The sequence below is a fragment of the Solibacillus sp. CAU 1738 genome, assembly GCF_039888725.1.
Lineage (GTDB): Bacteria > Bacillota > Bacilli > Bacillales_A > Planococcaceae > Metasolibacillus.
Genome location: NZ_JBDQQN010000002.1, coordinates 65,935 through 85,191, shown reverse-complemented (window position 1 = coordinate 85,191; position 19,257 = coordinate 65,935). Strand labels below are relative to the sequence as shown.

Below are 19,257 nucleotides of genomic sequence, written 5' to 3'. Positions count from 1 at the left end.
GGAGTATATGCAAAATAGTAATCATTCCGTCGAAGCGGGCCATGAAAAAGTAACTGTGGCACGTAATAATTTCATGCAAATTAACAATGCAATCAATGACGTACAAAGTCAGGCTCAATCAGTAACTGCTGCTATACGTGCTATTCATCTAGACATTGAAAAGCTCATAAAAGAAAACGATATTATTAGCGAATTCTCGATTACATCAAGTACGAATGTACAAAGCGTTGCAGCTTCATCACAGGAGCAAACTGCTGCAATGGAGGAAGTAGCTGCAGCCTCTACCCTTTTAGCAAAAATGGCAATTGACTTGCAGGTGTCTATACAGACGTTTAAATATTAATAGAAGATGAGGTTGGGACAAAACCCTCTTCTGAAATGGAAAAGCCAGTGAAATTTTACGACGATAAAATTTCACTGGCTTTGATTGTTTTCATCATGAAATAAGTACCGCTTTTGAAAATAAAAGTATCCCACTTTCTAAGAAAAAGTATAAATCTTTCGGAAGTGGGATTTTTCAGTGTATTTATGCAGAAGGTTTTTAATAATTAGAACAATTTGCATTTTAATTCGTTGTATAATTAAGGAAATAAATTAAATGAAAAGGAGAAGATGATGCAAAAATATTTATTATTAGTATGCTTATCGATATTTTTAGCCAGTTGCTCAGCTGCAAATTCAAGTACCGCTTGTCCACCAAATGCAGAAATAGATTGGATCGATGTATTAAAGATTAACAATATGAAATATGAACACGATTATGTGGAAGAGAATGATTTTCCATTAGATAAACAGATAGAAAAAGGAAAAGAGCTAGGTAAAGTGACATATCGCATGGCAGATAGTGCTTGTAGTAATCATAAAATGGAAAATGGTCACGCTACTTTTTTAACAGAAGGTTCACCTATCTATGAAATTGTGAATTATCCTACCTCACTTGTCGTTATGGCAGATAATAAGGTATACGTAGTTTCTGAAAACGAAAATGCACAAACGGCAAAAGAGTTGTACCCTTTAAATGGTTATGTGAAAAATATTCATCTTGCAAGCTTAGAAGATGGTAGTATTGTGCACACGTTTTCTCAACACTCAAAAGAGCAATATGTCGCTGCATGGAGTGAATTACAGCTTGAGGATCACGAAAAGCTTTATAAAAAGGGGCTGTTTGAAGGCACTCGTGTATTTCTAGAAATCGAGTTAAATAACGGCATCATGTTTAGACAGTTATATTGGGCGGATTCTAATGTGTTTCATTCTGGTGTGGTAGGTAATGTAAAAATACAGAACATTATTACCGAGGAGTTAAAACAAGCGGATTACTGAATGAATGTAGTCAATTTTTTTCGTGCTTGTACCCTTAATCTTTTCCTAAAGGAGACCTACTATGGATACTTTACAAAAAGTAATTGAACGATTTAGATTAAATGTTTTATCGATAGAGGATGTGCCAGAATCATATAGTTCAACTGTTTATAAACTTCAATTAGTAAACAAGCAAAATGTTTATATTAAAATTCCATATACAAAACAGAAACTAAAAAGAGAATATCATGTACTAACAAAAGTCCATGGCATAATTGATGTACCAAAAGTATTGGACTATTGGGAAGGGAATGAATCGATTACAGGCGCATTCCTTTTAGAGGCTATTTCAGGTGCCCCATGTTTAGGCGAGATAAATGAGGACTTAGCATATAATATCGGCGTTAGTCATGCAAAAATGCATTCTGTTCCAGTATCCATATTCGATGGTGAAGACCATATTGAAAAACTTGAGCCTAGTGAATGGAGAGCTTTCGTATTAATAAAATTGAACTATTTCAAGCAGTATGCGAAGAAAAGCTTGTCCGAAGAATTGTTTGAAACTTCTGTTAATTATATCGAAAACACGCTTCAGTTATTACCTAGCCCAGATGGACCTGCTCTTATCCATATGGATTTTAGACCCGGCAATATACTAGTACAGCAAAATCGAGTGACGGGTATTATCGATTTTGAAAGTACGAGAATTGGATCAACTGAAATTGATTTTACAAAGATTAATCGCGATATTTGGACAAAGTATCCAGGTACAAAAGAGGCATATATAAATGGTTACAATACAATTCGCCCAATAATTGATTTACAGCAAATCTTGCCATTTTATGCTTTCTATGATGCATTTTGCTCGATAGGTTGGGGTGAAGTGAGAGGCGCAGAAAAGCATCAAAGTTTTATTGACGAAAATCTAGCATTGTTAAAAACGATGGTATAATTTTGCCATTTAGATGTGTCTATTACCATTAATAGTTGAGAGGGACTTCTATGTAATTCATAAAACCAATTTTCCCAAAACATTTAAGCAGCGCTAAAAATATTGATTAGGCGGATTAATTTATTAGATAGATTAGTGGAAACGAAATTCGTATGGAGAGTGATTTAAGTGGCAATCAGTAATTTGGTACAAAAAGCTCTAGTTAAAATATTTAAAATGGGAATAAGAAATTCAGCTAAAGCTTTGATAGTTAAAGATGGGAAATTATTAGCCGTAAAAATGCATGAAAATGGTGGAACTTATTATATTCTACCGGGTGGTGGTCAAAAACATGGTGAAAATCTTCACCAAGCTTTAGAAAGGGAGTGCAAAGAAGAGTTAGGTGCGGAAATTGAAATTGGAGAGTTAATATTTGTTCGAGAATACATTGGGAAAAATCATGAATTAGCTGCTTATCATTCTCATGCACATCAAACTGAGTTTATGTTTTTGTGTAATGTTAACCAAGACACATTTATTAATGGGAAAAGTCCTGACAAGGGTCAAGTAGGTACAGAATGGTTACCGATTAAAGACTTGTTAGAATATAAAATATTTCCCCGAGCGTTAAGATCTCATTTGATTTCTTATTTTGACAGTGGAAAAGCTTCAATTTATGTAGGTGACATTAATTAAATTTGATTATTTAAGTAGTATAAGGAGATTAAAATAATCAATATTTTTTATATCCAGTATTATCAAGCTTTTTTACTAGGAATAATCAAATGATAATTTAAAAGCATAACAAAGGTCGTTACATAACCGCTATCTAACCGCGTATAAAGACAATTGGATTGCGCGTTGCAATATTAATTTTAGAATAAATGTGCTTTTTACATGCGCGTATATTTATCGAGTGGTGATTCGAAAGTCCTGATTCGCCCATGGGAGCGTGAGATTCGCCCGTGGCACCCCGGAATTCGCCCGTGGCACCCCGATTTTCGCCCATGGCACCCCGGAATTCGCGGTGGCACCAGTAAATTCGCCCATTGGATATTTTATAAGGGAAATGTATTACAATTTATAAGTTTAGGAGTTTTATAGATGAATGTAAAAGAAAAAAATAAAGAGATAGAGCAAAATCATCGCGATGGCTGTTTAATAGAAATAATTCAATTTGTAGTCTCTGAAATTATTTGGGGAATTTTAATGTTTATTCCACGAATGATTGTACGTCTATTCAAAAATTTATTGTAACTGTAGCAAAGCTGTTTAATTCTACTTTTTACTTCATACCAAACTTCCAAACGTTTTATTACGTGAAAATTTGGGCACTCTAACTAGGACTAAAATGAAAAGGAGTTAATTAAATGGCACATCAGTTAAATACAAAATTAAATAAATTAGTTTCTACTTACTCTGTACTTTACACAAAATTACATTGCTTTCATTGGTATGTGAGTGGTCCGTCTTTTTTCACGTTGCATGAAAAATTTGAAGAACTGTATAATGAAACAACATTAAATTTAGATGAAATGGCAGAACGTATTTTATCAAAAAATGGGAAACCGGTAGCAACGCTTCAAGAACATTTAAAACTTTCGCTTATCGAAGAAGCAACAGGAAAAGAATCCTCGGATGAAATGGTTGCGGCAACAGTTTCTGATTTTAAAATTATTATGAACGCTTTAAAAGAAACGATGAATATTGCTGCAGAAGAAGGCGATGATCGCACAGAAGATATGCTAAATGCAATGTTCCAAAGTTTAGAAAAGCATACTTGGATGTTGAATGCATTCCTTGGCGATAGTTCAAACGCGAAGTAAAGTGGTTTTTACTGACTAAAATTTCCGAAAAATAAAATTTGACTTGTAAAATTCTGTTTGTTATGATGAGTGTCAATAAAAGCATACAAATTCGTTGATGAGAAAAAGTAGTGATGCAAATTGTTCCACAGAGAGCCGACATTTTGGTGAAAGTCGGTGTGCAAATGTTTCATGAAAATCCTCTCTGAGAAGATTAGCAGAAAGTTAGTAAGCTAATTCGGGTGTCTACCGTTAAAAAGAACACGTATGATTGTACGTTGCTAAGTGCTATTGAGCGGTTTTCAATAGAATTAGGGTGGTATTCGCGGTTAACCCCGTCCCTTACTTGGGACGGGGTTTTTTGTATGCCTTTTATACAAAATGTATAGGAGGAATTCACATGCAAGACGGCAAGAAAAAAGAAACAGTAGTTGAAAGAGAAGCGAGAATACGTCATTGGTGGGAGGAGCAGCAAACGTTCAAGGCTTCAGTTGAGAATCGAAATGGAAGTGTACCCTTTGTTTTTTACGAAGGACCGCCTACAGCAAATGGTTTACCACATGTCGGGCACGCACTTGGGCGAACAATTAAAGATGTTGTTGCTCGCTATAAAACGATGCAAGGATTTCAAGTCGAACGAAAAGCTGGCTGGGATACACATGGACTTCCTGTAGAGCTTGGTGTGGAAAAGCAATTAGGCATTTCAGGCAAGCAAGAAATTGAAAACTACGGCGTAGAGCAATTTGTTAAAAAGTGTAAGAAAAGTGTATTTACGTATGAGAAAATATGGCGATCTTTTACGGAAAAACTTGGCTATTGGGTAGATATGGATGACCCTTATTTAACGTTAAATAATGATTATATAGAATCCGTCTGGCATATTTTAAGTCACGTTCACAAGGGAAATCTGTTATACAAAGGACATCGTGTGTCTCCCTATTGTCCGAGTTGTCAAACGTCGCTAAGCTCACATGAAGTGGCACAAGGCTATAAAGATGTGAAAGATTTATCAGTGACAGCCATGTTTAAAAGGAAAGATCATGATAATGAATATTTTCTCGGTTGGACGACAACCCCTTGGACATTACCAGCAAATGTAGCTTTAGCAGTAAATCCTACTTTAACTTATGTAAGGGTAAAGCACCAAGAAAAAATATACATTGTCGCAAAATCATTAGTAGAAAAAATATTTGGTATGCCAGTTGAAATACTAAGTGAGCATCTAGGCAAGGAACTGAAAGGGATTGCCTATGATCCACCATTTTCGTATACGCAGGTCGATAAAGGGCATGTCATTGTAGTAGCAGATTACGTGACAGAGCATAGTGGAACAGGCATTGTGCATATTGCACCTGCTTACGGTGAAGAGGATTATAAAACCGTTCAGCAAAACGGTTTATCTTTTGTAAATGTAGTTGATTTAAAAGGGTGTTATACAGATGAAGTGCCAGAGCTTGTAGGTAAATTTGTGAAAGATTGCGATGTCGATATTATCAAAATGCTTGCGACAAAAGGTTTGTTATTTGCGAAAGAAAAATATGAACATAGCTACCCGCATTGTTGGCGATGTGATTCACCGTTATTGTATTACGCGACAGATAGCTGGTTTATTAAAATGTCTGCTTTAAAAGAACAAATGCTACAAAACAATGAGCAAGTAATATGGTATCCAGATCACCTCAAACATGGCCGATTTGGGAATTTCCTGGAAAATATCGTTGACTGGAATATTAGCCGAAATCGTTACTGGGGTACTCCACTAAATATTTGGATTTGCGCGGGCTGCGGGCATGAGGAAGCGCCAAATAGTATCGAAGCTTTAAAAACATTAGCAAAAGTTGCATTCAATAAAGATCTCGAACTACACAAGCCGTATATTGATGAAGTAGTGTGCACTTGTCCCAAATGTGCAGGTGCTATGAAACGTACGCCAGAAGTGATTGATGTTTGGTTTGATAGTGGCTCCATGCCATTTGCACAGCATCATTATCCTTTTGGCGACAGTAAAAAATTTAATAATCAATTCCCTGCCGACGTTGTTATCGAAGGGATCGATCAAACGCGCGGCTATTTTTATAGCTTATTAGCAGTATCTACGCTCTTTAAGGGTAAACCACCTTATAAAAACGTCTTATCTTTAGGGCATGTGTTAGATGAACATGGTCAAAAAATGTCGAAAAGTAAGGGGAATGCTCTAGACCCTGTAGAGTTAATAGAGCAATATGGTTCGGATGCATTGAGATGGGCATTTTTAGTTGATAGTTCACTGTGGAATCCGAAACGCTTTTCAAAAAAAATAGTGATGGACGCGAAATCAAAGTTAGTGGATACATTAGATAATACTTTGACATTTTATAAGCTGTACGCACAAATTGATGGGTTCCGATACGACTCTAACAGTACAGGGAAACGTTCAAAGCTAGATGAATGGATTCTATCTCGTTTACACTATACGATTCAGGTCGTAACAGAAAATATGAATAATTATCAGTTTACACAAGCAACACGAGAAATCGGCAAACTTGTTGAGGCACTTAGTAACTGGTATATTCGCCGTTCCAGAGCGAGATTTTGGGCGAGTGGTATGTCAGAAGATAAACGGGCGGCATTCAGTACACTTCATGAGCTATTAACGAATATTAGTAAATTGCTTGCACCATTTACACCGTTTATTGCAGAAGATATATATGTTCATTTATATGGTAAAAGTGTTCATTTACAAAACTATCCAACAGCAGATAGTACAAAGATGAATCGACAGCTAGAACAAGAGATGGACATTGTGTTAACGGCTGTAGAATTAGGTCGAAGCATTCGCAATACCCAAGCAATAAAAGTGAAGCAGCCATTAGCGAAAATGCTTGTTTCTATACAAGGCGATTTCAATGCATATAAACAATATAACGATATCATTCAAGATGAGTTAAATGTAAAAGAACTACTGTGGGTGAAAGATTTCTCCGAGTATGAAACGATTCACTACAAACTAAACTTTAAAACTGCTGGTGTGGCTTATGGCAAAAAAGTAAACCAAGTAAATGAATATGTTAAAAACTTTACTGAAGTAGAAAAATTTACGTTACAACAAAATGGTGCTTTGACGATAACAATCGATGGGCAAGTTGTTTCATTACTAGCACAACATTTGCTGAAAGAATCCACTGTAAGAGAAAACTATGTGCTAGCGGAGGATGCGAGTTGTAGAGTATTACTCGATACCAAGCTTACAGAAAACCTATTGCAAGAAGGGCAAATTAGAGAATGTATAAGGACAATTCAAGATGCACGTAAGAAATGGGATTTGCCTGTGGAACAATATATTTCAATTTCAATTGTCGGCAGTAAAAAAGTGCAACAAGTAGTACAGCAATATAAATCACTATTAAGAGAAAATGTCTTATTAAGTAACGTTTCCTTTGAAGATATGTCTATGTACTCAACATATATAGAGATGGATCTGTTTAATGAAAAAGTGTTGATTTATGTAGATCTATCATGATAAGGGGGGCTTGCATGTTTACATTTTTAGTGGATAATGAAATCTCAATTGAGCTACTCCAGCAACAGCATCGAGCAGAGCTATACGAATTAATTGATATTAACCGTGAGCATTTACGACAATGGTTACTATGGGTAGACAAAAGGAAATGTGCAGATGATTTACAACCCATAATAAAAATGTGGTTAGAAAAATACGCTGAAAATAATGGTTTTGATGCTGGCATTCGCCACAATGGTAACTTAGTCGGTATGATTGGACTACACTACATTGATTGGAAAAATAAATCGACAAGCATCGGTTATTTCCTTGCAGAAAATGCTCAAGGAAAAGGGATTATTACAAAATCTATATCTAACTTAATGGAGTATTTATTTGAACGATTGGATTTAAACAGAATTGAAATACAATGTGCAATGAATAATGTAAAAAGTAAAGCCATTCCGGTGCGACTTGGATTTATTAATGAAGGGGTAATTAGAGAAGGGCAATGGCTATATGACCATTATGAAGATATCGTGACATATAGTTTGTTAAAAAAGGATTGGGAAGATAAAAGGATAGTAAAAAAATTATCAATATAGCTGTAGCGTTAAAAAAATTAGTTATAAAGTTTGATTAAAATTGTCTCACCCCTGTAGATTTAGAGGTGAGATGATTTTTGTTGGATATTTATGTTATATTACTATAAAGAGTGTGAAGAAATATACTTAAACAAACTATCGCAGGTTTTGTTTTTAAAGCGATAAACATCGATAGTATTCTTTCACTAGCTCCATAAAATTTTTAGCAGGTTTAGAGACGAAATGATCTTCAAGCCAAATTACTCCTAAAGAAGAGGTCATGTCAACATTGGTTATTGGTGTTGAGTAAAGACCCTTGGCCCCATAAACATTAACTACAGACTTGGGAACGATCGTAGCACCTATCCCACCTTTAACCATCTCCATTAAAACATTCATATCAGAACACTCCATCACGCTTTTTAGTTGAATCTGTTGGCTCGAAAATGCATTGAGAATCGTATTATAGATGCCTAATCCCTCAAAACTTGGAATAATAAACGGCATATGCGATAACTCTTTTAACGATATATTAGGTGTTTCCTTATTGCTCAAAAACACTAAGGGTTCATGAATGAGATGGTGATAGGTCAACCCACGATGTTCTAGTGGAAGACGTACGAATGCCATTTCAATTGCCCTTGATTTAACCAATTCTGCTAAATAAACGGAATCATTTTGAACGATTTTTAAGGAAACAAGGGGATAACTTTTATGGAATGATTTGATCATTTGTGAAAATCCCGATGCAGATAATGTATTAATTCCGACAGAAAGTACCCCTTTATTTCCTTCTTCTGTTTCCTGTATTTCATTTTTGATTTCTTCGATGCTGTACACGAGATTGAGAGCGCGATTATAGAGGACATTTCCCTTATCGGTTAATTCTATTCGCTTACCACTTCGCTCAATTAATTTGACGCCTAATTCATCCTCCAACTGTTTCAACTGAATGCTGAGAGGGGGCTGGGACATATGTAGACGATTAGCTGCAGCAGTTATATTCTTTTCCTCTGCTATGGCTATAAAATAACGCAATTGTTTAATGTCCATTGTTCTCTCCTTCTATATATAAAATATATGGTTTCTATATAAATTATATATTTTTCGTATGGTTAAGTCCATGCTATGATTACCTCCATGCTCAATTGTAGTAGAAAGGTGATGAGTATGGATCGTTTTTTTAAATTTAATCAATATAATACGACGATAGGAAAAGAAATAACTGCAGGTATTATTTCATATATAACTGTGGCATATATCATTATAGTTAATGCGACGATTTTAGCTATAGCAGGAATCCCGATAGAGGCAGGTATCATTGCAACTATTTTAACCAGTTTTTTTGGATGTTTAGTCATGGGAATTTGGAGCAATACCCCTCTTCTAATTATTCCTGGAATGGGTCTGAATGCTATGTTTACCTATACAATTGTTCAGTCTGGGGGCTTTTCCTGGCAGGAAGCGTTGGCAATGGTTTTTGTTTCTGGACTGATTTTTGTTGTTATTGCTTTTACCCCGTTAGCGAACGTGATTACTTCCGCAATTCCAAATTCCTTAAAAGAAGCCATTGCAATTGGAATTGGAATTTTGCTGATATTAATTGGTTTTGAAAATGCTGGCATTATTACAAGTGCTGATCACACGCTTCTTGCAATTGGAGATTTAAGTAGTCCAACAGTAGTTGTAACATTTATCGGTTTAATTATTACAATTTTATTATTTATAAAAAATGTACCAGGAAACCTATTATTAAGCATAATAATTACTTCATTTCTATCAATTTGGCTAGGAGGAGCTACTTTTGAGGCGGAGTCCTTTTCAATGCCTTCTTTTCACGAATATCTGGGGGTGTTTGGTCAAATATCGTGGGGACAAGCAGGAAATGTTATTTTTTGGTTAACATCCCTTTCTCTTGCGATGGTAATTGTGTTTGAAAATATTGGATTGATACATGGGCATAGCAAAATGCTAAACCGTACTGAAAGTAGCAAGAAATCTCTCCAGGCTACTGCTGTTTCAGTTCTTTCTTCTGGAATTTTTGGTACGAGCCCCACTGTAGCATCAGTGGAAGCAGCTGCAGGAATTACAGCCGGTGGAAGAACAGGCTTAACAAGCATTGTTACTGGTTTTATGTTTCTTATTTCTATCTTGTTTATTCCAGTTATTAAATTAGTACCGGCTAGTGCGGTTTCGCCAATTCTAATATTAATAGGGCTACTCATGTTGCAAAATATTGTTCATATTTCAATGGACGACTTAACTGAGAGCTTTCCAGCACTTTTAATTATTGTATTAATTCCATTAACTTATAGTATTGCAGATGGTATGGCGATCGGCTTTATTATATATACACTGATAAAGCTCTTAATGGGGAAAGGTAAGGAACTTCATCCAGCACTATATATCATTGCCATTCTGTTTATGAGTAATATTGTTATTCAGCACGTATTATAAGTGAAACTCAAAAAAAATATTCAACAATAGGCGCTTTTCTGAAATAAGGAAAGCGTCTTTCTTCATTTTAGTTTAAACATTCCATTGACAGAAAGGATAAATTTTAAAAATGTCGAATTTAATAAAATAATAATAGTTAATTTTTGGGAGGTATTTATGGGTTATATAGAGGATTTAAGAAAAGTTGTTGGGACTCAGCCGTTAATATTGGTAGGAGTAGCTGTAGCTGTTATTAATAAAGCTGGTGAAATTTTATTACAAAAACGTAGGGATGGACTTTGGGGCGTTCCAGGTGGTTTTCTCGAATTAGGTGAGTCAACTGAAGAAGCGGGAAGAAGAGAAGTACTCGAGGAAACTGGAATTGAAGTTGGTACGCTTGAATTAGTTGGCGTATTCTCAGGGAAACATCATTTTGTAAAATTACCAAATGGAGATGAATTTTATCCTGTTACGATTGCTTATGTTTCAAAAGATATTATAGGTGGGGTTTTAAAAGCGGACGGTGTAGAAACGACTGAAGCGAAGTTTTTTAAAGTAAGTGAATTACCAGATGGGCTTAATCCGCTTATAAAAAATTTAATAAAACAATACTTAGGTTCTTGAATGGAAACAATTAAAGGAGAGGTTGAAATGGAGAAAACAAATGCATTTGCGTATATTTCATTTGTGAGCAACTCTGATTTTGATGATGATTTTCCATTAGAAATTGTTACAGAACGACTAAGAGTTCTGCCTACAAAAACAATGAAAAAAGGTGAACGAACTCCTTATAAGGGACTTACACATTTTCGCTTCACAAGCTGGGTCTATGGAACTGATATTACGGATACGCTTGATGTAGATGACGTATTAATGCCTGTAATAGATATGCTAGAACCTAGAATACATGAAATTGATTTATTGAAGAAAGAATTGAACTTGAAGGCAATTATTCGCATTGTCATTCATATTCATAATGGATATACGCCAGGCTTTGTAATTGGAACAAGAGCAAGTAGGGTTGCAGCTGCTATTGATGCGGATTTCGATATAGATTTATATGCCTATCCATATGAAGAACTGGATGAGGATCTTTAATTAAACTCAAATGAGTAATACTTCATGTTGAAGGTGGTGATTCACATATGGCCTTATTCACTATCATTTTTTTCAGCGGAATTATTGGCTTTCTATTATTAATGTTAACTGGACCATTAATAGGTGGCATAATTATTAGTTCCATACTTATTGGCTGTATTATTAGAGGGCTCTATTTATTAACTAAAATCTATCAAGCTATTGTTCCTAGAGAAGATAGAGTTAATAATGCCTTGGACCATTATTTAGCCGAAAGAGAAAAAATAGAGCAAAGGACAAAAGCACGACGTAAACTAAATATAAATAAGAGGTAAATCTATGACATATCCAATAAGAGTTAGAGCAAGCGCTTTAATCATTCAAAATAATTGTGTATTACTAGTTGAATTTAATGACGAAAAGGGTCTTCATTACAATTTGCCAGGTGGAGGCGTTGAAGAAGGAGAAACGTTAATTGAGGCAGTTAAACGCGAGGCAAGGGAGGAAGCTTCTGTCGAAGTAAATGTAGGGAATGTAGCGTTTCTTTATGAATATGCCCCTCAAACCGTAAACTCAAAATATGGCACGGTACATTCGCTAACAACTATATTTGAATGTACATTAAAACATGCTGAAGAGGCGCGGTTGCCACTAATACCAGACGAAAACCAAACAGGCGTTAAGTGGATTCACCTTGATGATTTACATGAAATAATTTTATATCCAAATTTGTGTGAAAAAATACGCAATTATGTGGAAAATAAACAAAATATTGCATTAATAGAAGACCAGTATTTACAAGACTATGAAAAATAATGTTTACATAACATTTTACATTTAAAAAATATACGAACAGCGATTATTTCAATTATTTTATTGAGATAATCGCTTTTATTTTTCATAATTTATGCCAGACTTCGCTCTATTTATAAAAGCTTGGTACGGATTATTCCGAATTAAAAAACGGCATTTACAAAACAAAAACAAATGTGTTAACCTAAAAATGTATTCGGTTAACACAAGTTGGGGAGGGGGGATAACGATGCCACATTTTTGGGTAGTCGGCACAGATACAGATGTAGGCAAAACATGTGTGACAACTTTATTGATGCGTCAGTTACAAGCGCAAGGTATTCGTGTGACACCTTACAAGCCTGTTCAAACAGGTGAAGTGATTGAAAATGGGCACGCCTATTATTACGACACGACAATGTATGAAACGTATTCCTTGCAGCCGTTAGATCAATCAAACTTAAATCTTTATTCATTTAAAGAGCCTGCTTCGCCACATTTTGCAGCTCAACTGGAGGGACAACAAATTAACACGTCCCGCATTTTGCAACAAGTAGAACAACTGCAACAAGCATACGATATTGTCATTTGTGAAGGTGCTGGAGGTATTTTTGTACCTTTAGAAGCTGATGGGAAAGAAACGTTTCTTGATGTAATTACGCAAAGTCAGTTACCCGTTGTAGTCGTTACACGTACAAAGCTTGGCACAATTAATCACACGTTATTGACGTTAGAAGTATTACAGTCTAGAGGGATTGAAGTGCTAGGGATTGTTTTTAATGGTAATACAGGCAGCGCGATGGAACGGAATAATATTGAAACGATTTTACAGCATCGTGCATTACCGTATACAGTCATTCCACAGTTTGAAGATCTTTCAAAAGCAATGGATCATTCGATTACCCACACAACATTATTTGAAAGGCTGTATCAACATGACACAACAGTTATCTAATTGGCAAGAGAGAGATTTACGCCACGTATGGCACCCTTGCTCTCAAATGAAGGATTATGAAGAGTTCCCACCAATCGTCATTGAACGAGGGGAAGGTATGTGGCTTTATGATGAGCATGGCAATCGATATTTAGACGCAGTGTCCTCTTGGTGGGTGAATCTATTTGGTCATGCGAATACACGCATTAGCCAAGCTTTAAGCGAGCAAGCATTTAAGTTAGAGCATGCGATTTTTGCAAATTTTACACATGAACCAGCTATACGTGTAGCCGAAAAGTTAGTTGCTTTAACACCAGATGGCTTAAATAAAGTCTTTTTTGCGGATAATGGCTCCTCCGCTACTGAAGTCGCATTGAAAATGAGCTTTCAATATCATATGCAAAGTGGAAAAAAGACGAAAAAACGCTTTCTCGCTTTAACAGATGCGTATCATGGTGAAACATTAGGTGCACTTTCTGTCGGGGGAGTAGACTTATATAACGAGGTGTATCAGCCGCTCTTACTAGATACAGTGCGTGCGCAAGGACCGGATTGTTATCGCTGTCCATTTAATGACAAGCCGGAAAGCTGTCAGGCACAATGTATTCGCTTTGTGGAAGAGGAATTAACCGTACATCATGAGGAAATTACAGCTGTTATTATTGAACCACTTATTCAAGCTGCGGCAGGGATGAAAATGTATCCTCCAATTTATCTGAAGAGACTAAGAGACATATGTACAAAATATGACGTGCATTTAATTGCTGATGAAATTGCAGTTGGATTTGGACGCACCGGTACAATGTTTGCTTGTGAGCAGGCGAATATTTCACCAGATTTTATGTGTCTTTCAAAAGGATTAACAGGTGGCTATTTACCGTTATCTGTCGTTTTAACAACGGATGGTATTTATGATGCTTTTTATGATGATTACAACAAGATGAAGGCCTTTTTACATTCGCATAGCTATACAGGCAATACACTTGCATGTCGAGTAGCACTTGAAGTGTTGACGATATTCGAAGAGGAAAACTATATCGATATTGTACAGCGAAAAGGTGAGCGTATGAGAGAACTAGCGTGTGAGGCATTTAGTGATCTACCATATGTAGGGGAATATCGACAAGTTGGGCTAGTCGGTGCTATTGAGCTAGTAACTAATCGTGAAACAAAAGAGCCGTTACCTAGTGAGGAACGGATTGGCTATCAAATTTACAAAAAAGCGCTAACAAAAGGGTTACTCATCCGTCCACTAGGCAATATTTTATATTTTATGCCACCGTACATTATTTCAGATGAGGAAATGCGTTTCATGATTAAGACGACAAAAGAAACGATGGAGCAATTTTTTGATGAAAGAAAGGGGTAAGTTATGCAACAGCAACAAAAAACGTTAACACTCGTAATGGTTGCAATGTTTGCCGCTTTAACAGCTATTGGAGCATTTATTAAAGTACCATTACCGGTCGTTCCATTTACACTGCAAATTGTCTTTGTTTTTTTAGCAGGTAGTTTACTTGGCAGTCGAAATGGTTTGTTAAGTCAGTTTGTTTATATCGGTATTGGCTTAGTAGGGTTGCCTGTATTTACACAAGGCGGCGGAATTACATATGTGATGCAGCCGACATTTGGTTTTTTAATAGGTTTTGCACTTGCTGCATTTGTGATCGGCTGGTTAATCGAAAAAGTGGATGAACCAACGAAAAAGCATTTTATCGGTGCAACTGTAGTTGGTCTGTTTCTTATTTATGCAATCGCTGTGCCTTATTTGTACGTATCACTAAACTTTTGGCTGAATGTACAAACGAGCTGGTCACATGTTTTTTTAGTTGGTTTCTTAAATAGTATAGTAGCCGATTTTTGCTTAGCAATTGTATCGGCATTGTTAGCTGAAAGACTGTATAAGGTTTTCCGTTCTGCAAGAGCATTAAATATTTCACAAATGAAAAAGGAGCATGTATCATGAATTTTTTACAGTTGGCAGAGGAAGTTATTGCAGGTAAAGTAATTAGCAACGATGAAGCATTAGCAATTTTAAATAGTGATGATGATGATTTATTAAAATTAATGGACGGCGCATTCGCTATTCGTAAACATTATTATGGTAAAAAAGTAAAGCTAAATATGATTATGAATGCAAAAAGCGGTTATTGCCCAGAAGATTGCGGTTATTGTTCACAATCATCTAAATCAACGGCACCGATTGAGAAATATCCATTCATTACTAAAGATGAAATTTTAGAAGGGGCAAAGCGTGCATTTGAAAACAAAATCGGTACTTACTGTATCGTTGCAAGTGGTCGTGGCCCGACTCGCAAAGATGTAAATGTTGTGAGTGAAGCAGTTACGGAAATTAAAGAAAAATATGGTCTAAAAGTTTGTGCATGTCTTGGGTTATTAAAGGAGGAGCAAGCACAGCAATTAAAAGAGGCGGGTGTAGACCGTTACAATCATAACTTGAATACATCGGAACGCCACCATTCATATATTACGACGTCTCATACATATGAGGACCGTATCAATACAGTTGAAATTGTAAAAAAACATGGTATTTCACCTTGTTCAGGTGCCATTATTGGGATGAAGGAAACGAAGGAAGACGTGGTAGAAATTGCTCGTGCACTGTATCAATTAGATGCGGATTCCATTCCGGTTAATTTCTTAAATGCTATTGATGGTACAAAGCTAGAGGGCACGAAAGAATTAAATCCACGCTATTGCTTAAAAGTTTTAGCATTATTCCGCTATATAAACCCTTCCAAGGAAATTCGCATTTCAGGTGGCCGCGAAATAAATCTTGGCACTCTACAGCCACTCGGGATGTACGCAGCAAACAGTATTTTTGTCGGGGATTATTTAACAACAGCAGGGCAAGAGGCTAATAGTGATTACAGGATGCTAGAAGATCTAGGCTTTGAAATTGAATTAACTGAAAAACAAACAGAGGCATTTTGCTCATAAGTTATTATCATAAAACATAAGAAAATGCAGTGTTCCTAGTTGTTAGGAATACTGCATTTTTTATCTATTACACGGTTTTGCATTCAAAGCTAGGAGAAACTAATTTTACGAATAACTGCTCGCACTGGTGCGCCGTCTGCACCTTCCACCTTTAATGGCAATGCGATCAAATCATAAAAACCTTGTTCAATCGTTTCAAGTACTAATCCTTCTACGATGTGAATTCCAGCTTGATGTAATGCGTGATGTGCACTTACTTCTTTGCTATCTAACGGATCTACAGAAGGATTGTCAACACCTATTAACACTACACCTTTTTCCTTTAAAAAAGGAGCGACGTTAGGATGAATAACGGGAATCGTCGTTGGGAATTGTGAAGATATGGAATCGAGCGTTTTTAATAAAATTCGTTGTACCCCTTTAAAATCTACGGAGTGAAACGTCTCTCTCGTTATTTCAGCAATCCCTCTACAATCCATAACAAAACATATTCCGATAAAAACATTAACATCTAGTTGATGCATTTTTTCACCGCTACTGTCAAAGTGAAAAGGGGCATCGGCATGAGTTCCTGTATGCATCGAAGTCGTCATTTTCCCTATATTGACAGAACCTGTTTGTTCTTTCGTATAAGCAACTTCAAATTGAAATGGTGTATCACCTGGCCAATTTGGTATTCCTGCTTTTAATGTTTGTGTAATATCAATCCACATAAAGAATTTCTCCTATTAGTATTGAATGATTAAATAACCGAGAACAACAAGAATGACTGTTGGTACAACCCATGTCATTAAGAAACGATATGTTTTATAAAATCCTTCTCCCATTTTACTCCCTTGTAAAAGCTCATTTTTCACTAAATTTTTATCCATTACATGCATAATAAAGAATGCAATGAGCAAGTTACCAATCGGTAAAATTACATTGGAAACAATGAAATCTGTCGCGTCGAAAATGCTTCTTCCGAAAATCGAAACATCGCTTAATGTGCTGAACGTTAAAGTCGAAGGAATGCAAGCAATAAATACAATAACTCCGATTATGATCGTTAATTTTGCGCGAGTAATGTTAAACTTTTCTACAATAGCAGCAACAATTATTTCATACATACTAAATGATGACGTTAACGTTGCAAATAAGAATAAAATTAAAAACATGGCTAAAAACAGCTCGCCGAATGGCATTTGCGAAAACGCTGCCGGTAGCACCATAAATAGTAGTGGAGGACCTTCAGTGACTTCCATATTAAAGGCGAATACTACTGGGAAAATAGCTAAACCAGCTAAAAGTGAAACGAAAATATTTAAGCCTACAACTGAACCAGCAGAATAGGGTAGGCTAATATCTTTCTTTAAATAAGAACTATAAGTAACTAAACAAGAGAAACCTACTGCTAATGCAAAGAATGATTGCCCTAATGCATATAAAATTGATTTACCTGTAATATTGGTGAAATCAGGGTATAAGAAAAATTTAACACCTTCCATTGCGCCATCTAGTGTTAATGCTCGAATAACTAAAATGAAGAACATAATGAATAATAAAGGCATCATAAATTTATTCGCTTTTTCAATCCCATTTTGAACACCAAGTGCAATTACTACAACGTTAGCAAGCGTAAACAATGCTAAACCCAACAAAGCAATCCAAGGCGTACCTGTGATTTGGCCAAAAAATGCACCTGGATCTAATGATGGCTCAATGACATTTCCTACGACTGAAGCTCCACTATAAACAACAATCCATCCACCTACAACGCTGTAAAAGGATAATAGCAAGAAACATCCAATGATACCTAATTTCCCAATCCATGCCCATGCAGGTGTATTCGGTGCCAATAATTTATACGCCGAAACCGCTTCTTTTTGCGAGCCACGACCGATTATATACTCGGACAGTAGCATCGGGAGTCCAATGAGAAGAGTTAATACTACGAATATTAAGAAAAATGCACCGCCACCACTTTGACCTGCTACGTAAGGCATTTTCCAAATAGCCCCTAAGCCTATTGCTGCCCCAGCAGAAGCTAAAATAAAGCCGAACTTACCTGACCATTGACCTTTGTTTTCTGTCATTCAAACACCTCCACCTTCTATAAAATTGTTCGTAAATCCCATAATTCTGGGAAAAAACGATGGTCTAACACTTGACGTAAGTAATTAACACCTGAGGAACCGCCAGTGCCTATTTTAAAGCCTATAATTCTTTCTACTGTTTTCATATGTTTGAAACGCCAAGTTTGCAATGAATCTTCAATATCAACTAATTTTTCAGCAAGCTGATATAAGTCCCAATATTTATCTACATCTTTATAAACTGTATGCCAAGCTGCCGCGACCGATTCATCTCCACTATATACCACACTGTAGTCACGGCTTAGAAGGTCTTTGTTGATCGGTATACCAGCACGCGCTAACGCTTGGATTGAAACATCGTAAATGCTTGGTGCTTTTGAAGCTTTTTGCAACATATCTAAAATGTCTTGGTCTTTTTCGTATATTTTTAAAATATAAGGTGTTTTGTATCCTAACGCAAATTCAATGAGTCTGTACTGATAACTTTGGAAGCCAGATGCCTTTCCAAGTTTATCGCGGAATTGTAAATACTCAGCTGGTGTCATTGTCGCTAGAACGTCCCACGCTTGAATAATTTGTACTTGAATTTTAGACACGCGTGCTAACATTTTAAATGCGGGCTGCATTTCACCCCGTTGAATCGTTTCGATAGCTCCTTGCAACTCATGAATAATTAACTTCATCCATAACTCACTAACTTGGTGAATAATGATGAAAAGCATTTCATCGTGGTGATCGGAAAGACGATTTTGATTAGATAAAATGTGGTCTAGACTTAAATATTCACCGTACGTCATGTCATTTTTAAAGTCGGTATGAATCCCTTTTTCTTGTTTTAATTTTTCTTCGAGTTCCGAAATAGATCGTTTCGACATGTACATT

21 protein-coding genes and 1 other annotated feature are annotated in these 19,257 nt (G+C 36.1%); of the genes, 17 read left to right on the top strand and 4 right to left on the bottom strand.

Annotation, left to right across the window (positions count from 1 at the left end; genetic code table 11):
- Window positions 1-7: 7 nt before the first annotated feature.
- The 8 genes from AAFN87_RS05500 to AAFN87_RS05465 all read left to right on the top strand — a co-directional run bounded on the left by AAFN87_RS05500 (window position 8) and on the right by AAFN87_RS05465 (window position 8,121).
- Window positions 8-343, top strand: a complete 336-nt coding sequence (locus AAFN87_RS05500) for a hypothetical protein (RefSeq protein WP_347790050.1) — start codon at window positions 8-10, stop codon at window positions 341-343.
- A gap of 272 nt (window positions 344-615) precedes the next feature.
- Window positions 616-1,323 carry a hypothetical protein gene (locus AAFN87_RS05495; protein ID WP_347790049.1) on the top strand — a complete coding sequence of 236 codons (708 nt, stop codon included), beginning with the start codon at window positions 616-618 and terminating at the stop codon, window positions 1,321-1,323.
- A 61-nt stretch (window positions 1,324-1,384) separates the two neighbouring features.
- Window positions 1,385-2,254 (top strand): phosphotransferase, encoded by an 870-nt coding sequence (locus AAFN87_RS05490; protein ID WP_347790048.1) that lies wholly within the window; start codon window positions 1,385-1,387, stop codon window positions 2,252-2,254.
- A 168-nt stretch (window positions 2,255-2,422) separates the two neighbouring features.
- Complete coding sequence (locus AAFN87_RS05485; RefSeq protein WP_347790047.1) at window positions 2,423-2,929, top strand: NUDIX domain-containing protein; 507 nt, start codon at window positions 2,423-2,425, stop codon at window positions 2,927-2,929.
- 408 nt (window positions 2,930-3,337) lie between these two features.
- On the top strand, window positions 3,338-3,490 hold the full coding sequence (locus AAFN87_RS05480; protein ID WP_347790046.1) for a hypothetical protein: 153 nt from the start codon (window positions 3,338-3,340) through the stop codon (window positions 3,488-3,490).
- A 113-nt stretch (window positions 3,491-3,603) separates the two neighbouring features.
- A complete protein-coding gene (locus AAFN87_RS05475) occupies window positions 3,604-4,059 on the top strand; it encodes a Dps family protein (RefSeq protein ID WP_347790045.1) in 456 nt (151 codons plus the stop codon).
- Between the two features lie 85 nt (window positions 4,060-4,144).
- Window positions 4,145-4,384, top strand: a binding site (T-box leader).
- 54 nt (window positions 4,385-4,438) lie between these two features.
- A complete protein-coding gene (ileS, locus tag AAFN87_RS05470) occupies window positions 4,439-7,537 on the top strand; it encodes an isoleucine--tRNA ligase (protein WP_347790044.1) in 3,099 nt (1,032 codons plus the stop codon).
- Window positions 7,538-7,551: 14 nt separating this feature from the next.
- Window positions 7,552-8,121, top strand: a complete 570-nt coding sequence (locus AAFN87_RS05465) for a GNAT family N-acetyltransferase (protein WP_347790043.1) — start codon at window positions 7,552-7,554, stop codon at window positions 8,119-8,121.
- A 153-nt stretch (window positions 8,122-8,274) separates the two neighbouring features.
- Here the strand turns inward: AAFN87_RS05465 and AAFN87_RS05460 are convergent, their stop codons facing one another.
- Window positions 8,275-9,153, bottom strand: coding sequence for a LysR family transcriptional regulator (locus tag AAFN87_RS05460; RefSeq protein WP_347790042.1), 879 nt, complete (start codon window positions 9,151-9,153; stop codon window positions 8,275-8,277).
- Between the two features lie 117 nt (window positions 9,154-9,270).
- Here AAFN87_RS05460 and AAFN87_RS05455 point away from each other — a divergent pair, with 117 nt between their 5' ends.
- The 9 genes from AAFN87_RS05455 to bioB all read left to right on the top strand — a co-directional run bounded on the left by AAFN87_RS05455 (window position 9,271) and on the right by bioB (window position 16,300).
- A complete protein-coding gene (locus AAFN87_RS05455) occupies window positions 9,271-10,557 on the top strand; it encodes an NCS2 family permease (protein WP_347790041.1) in 1,287 nt (428 codons plus the stop codon).
- 156 nt (window positions 10,558-10,713) lie between these two features.
- Window positions 10,714-11,160, top strand: a complete 447-nt coding sequence (locus tag AAFN87_RS05450) for an NUDIX hydrolase (protein ID WP_347790040.1) — start codon at window positions 10,714-10,716, stop codon at window positions 11,158-11,160.
- 27 nt (window positions 11,161-11,187) lie between these two features.
- On the top strand, window positions 11,188-11,634 hold the full coding sequence (locus AAFN87_RS05445; RefSeq protein ID WP_347790039.1) for a DUF4279 domain-containing protein: 447 nt from the start codon (window positions 11,188-11,190) through the stop codon (window positions 11,632-11,634).
- Window positions 11,635-11,681: 47 nt separating this feature from the next.
- Window positions 11,682-11,948: a hypothetical protein gene (locus AAFN87_RS05440; protein ID WP_347790038.1), complete on the top strand. Its 267-nt coding sequence runs from the start codon at window positions 11,682-11,684 to the stop codon at window positions 11,946-11,948.
- A 4-nt stretch (window positions 11,949-11,952) separates the two neighbouring features.
- Window positions 11,953-12,429, top strand: a complete 477-nt coding sequence (locus tag AAFN87_RS05435; RefSeq protein WP_347790037.1) for an NUDIX domain-containing protein — start codon at window positions 11,953-11,955, stop codon at window positions 12,427-12,429.
- A gap of 226 nt (window positions 12,430-12,655) precedes the next feature.
- Entirely contained in the window at window positions 12,656-13,360 is a 705-nt protein-coding gene (gene bioD / locus AAFN87_RS05430) for a dethiobiotin synthase (protein ID WP_347790036.1), read from the top strand.
- The gene (bioA, locus tag AAFN87_RS05425) at window positions 13,341-14,708 is read left to right on the top strand and encodes an adenosylmethionine--8-amino-7-oxononanoate transaminase (protein ID WP_347790035.1); all 1,368 of its coding nucleotides are present in this window, start codon (window positions 13,341-13,343) and stop codon (window positions 14,706-14,708) included. Before bioD ends, bioA begins: the two co-directional genes overlap by 20 nt.
- A gap of 3 nt (window positions 14,709-14,711) precedes the next feature.
- The gene (locus AAFN87_RS05420; RefSeq protein WP_347790034.1) at window positions 14,712-15,305 is read left to right on the top strand and encodes a biotin transporter BioY; all 594 of its coding nucleotides are present in this window, start codon (window positions 14,712-14,714) and stop codon (window positions 15,303-15,305) included.
- Window positions 15,302-16,300, top strand: a complete 999-nt coding sequence (gene bioB, locus AAFN87_RS05415; RefSeq protein ID WP_347790033.1) for a biotin synthase BioB — start codon at window positions 15,302-15,304, stop codon at window positions 16,298-16,300. Before AAFN87_RS05420 ends, bioB begins: the two co-directional genes overlap by 4 nt.
- Before the next feature lie 89 nt (window positions 16,301-16,389).
- Here bioB and kynB read toward each other — a convergent pair whose 3' ends face one another.
- The 3 genes from kynB to kynA are packed head-to-tail and all read right to left on the bottom strand — an operon-like array spanning window position 16,390 to window position 19,250.
- The gene (gene kynB / locus AAFN87_RS05410; RefSeq protein WP_347790032.1) at window positions 16,390-17,013 is read right to left on the bottom strand and encodes an arylformamidase; all 624 of its coding nucleotides are present in this window, start codon (window positions 17,011-17,013) and stop codon (window positions 16,390-16,392) included.
- A 15-nt stretch (window positions 17,014-17,028) separates the two neighbouring features.
- The gene (locus tag AAFN87_RS05405) at window positions 17,029-18,375 is read right to left on the bottom strand and encodes a sodium-dependent transporter (RefSeq protein WP_347790031.1); all 1,347 of its coding nucleotides are present in this window, start codon (window positions 18,373-18,375) and stop codon (window positions 17,029-17,031) included.
- Window positions 18,376-18,392: 17 nt separating this feature from the next.
- Window positions 18,393-19,250 carry a tryptophan 2,3-dioxygenase gene (gene kynA, locus AAFN87_RS05400; RefSeq protein WP_347790030.1) on the bottom strand — a complete coding sequence of 286 codons (858 nt, stop codon included), beginning with the start codon at window positions 19,248-19,250 and terminating at the stop codon, window positions 18,393-18,395.
- Window positions 19,251-19,257 lie beyond the last annotated feature (7 nt).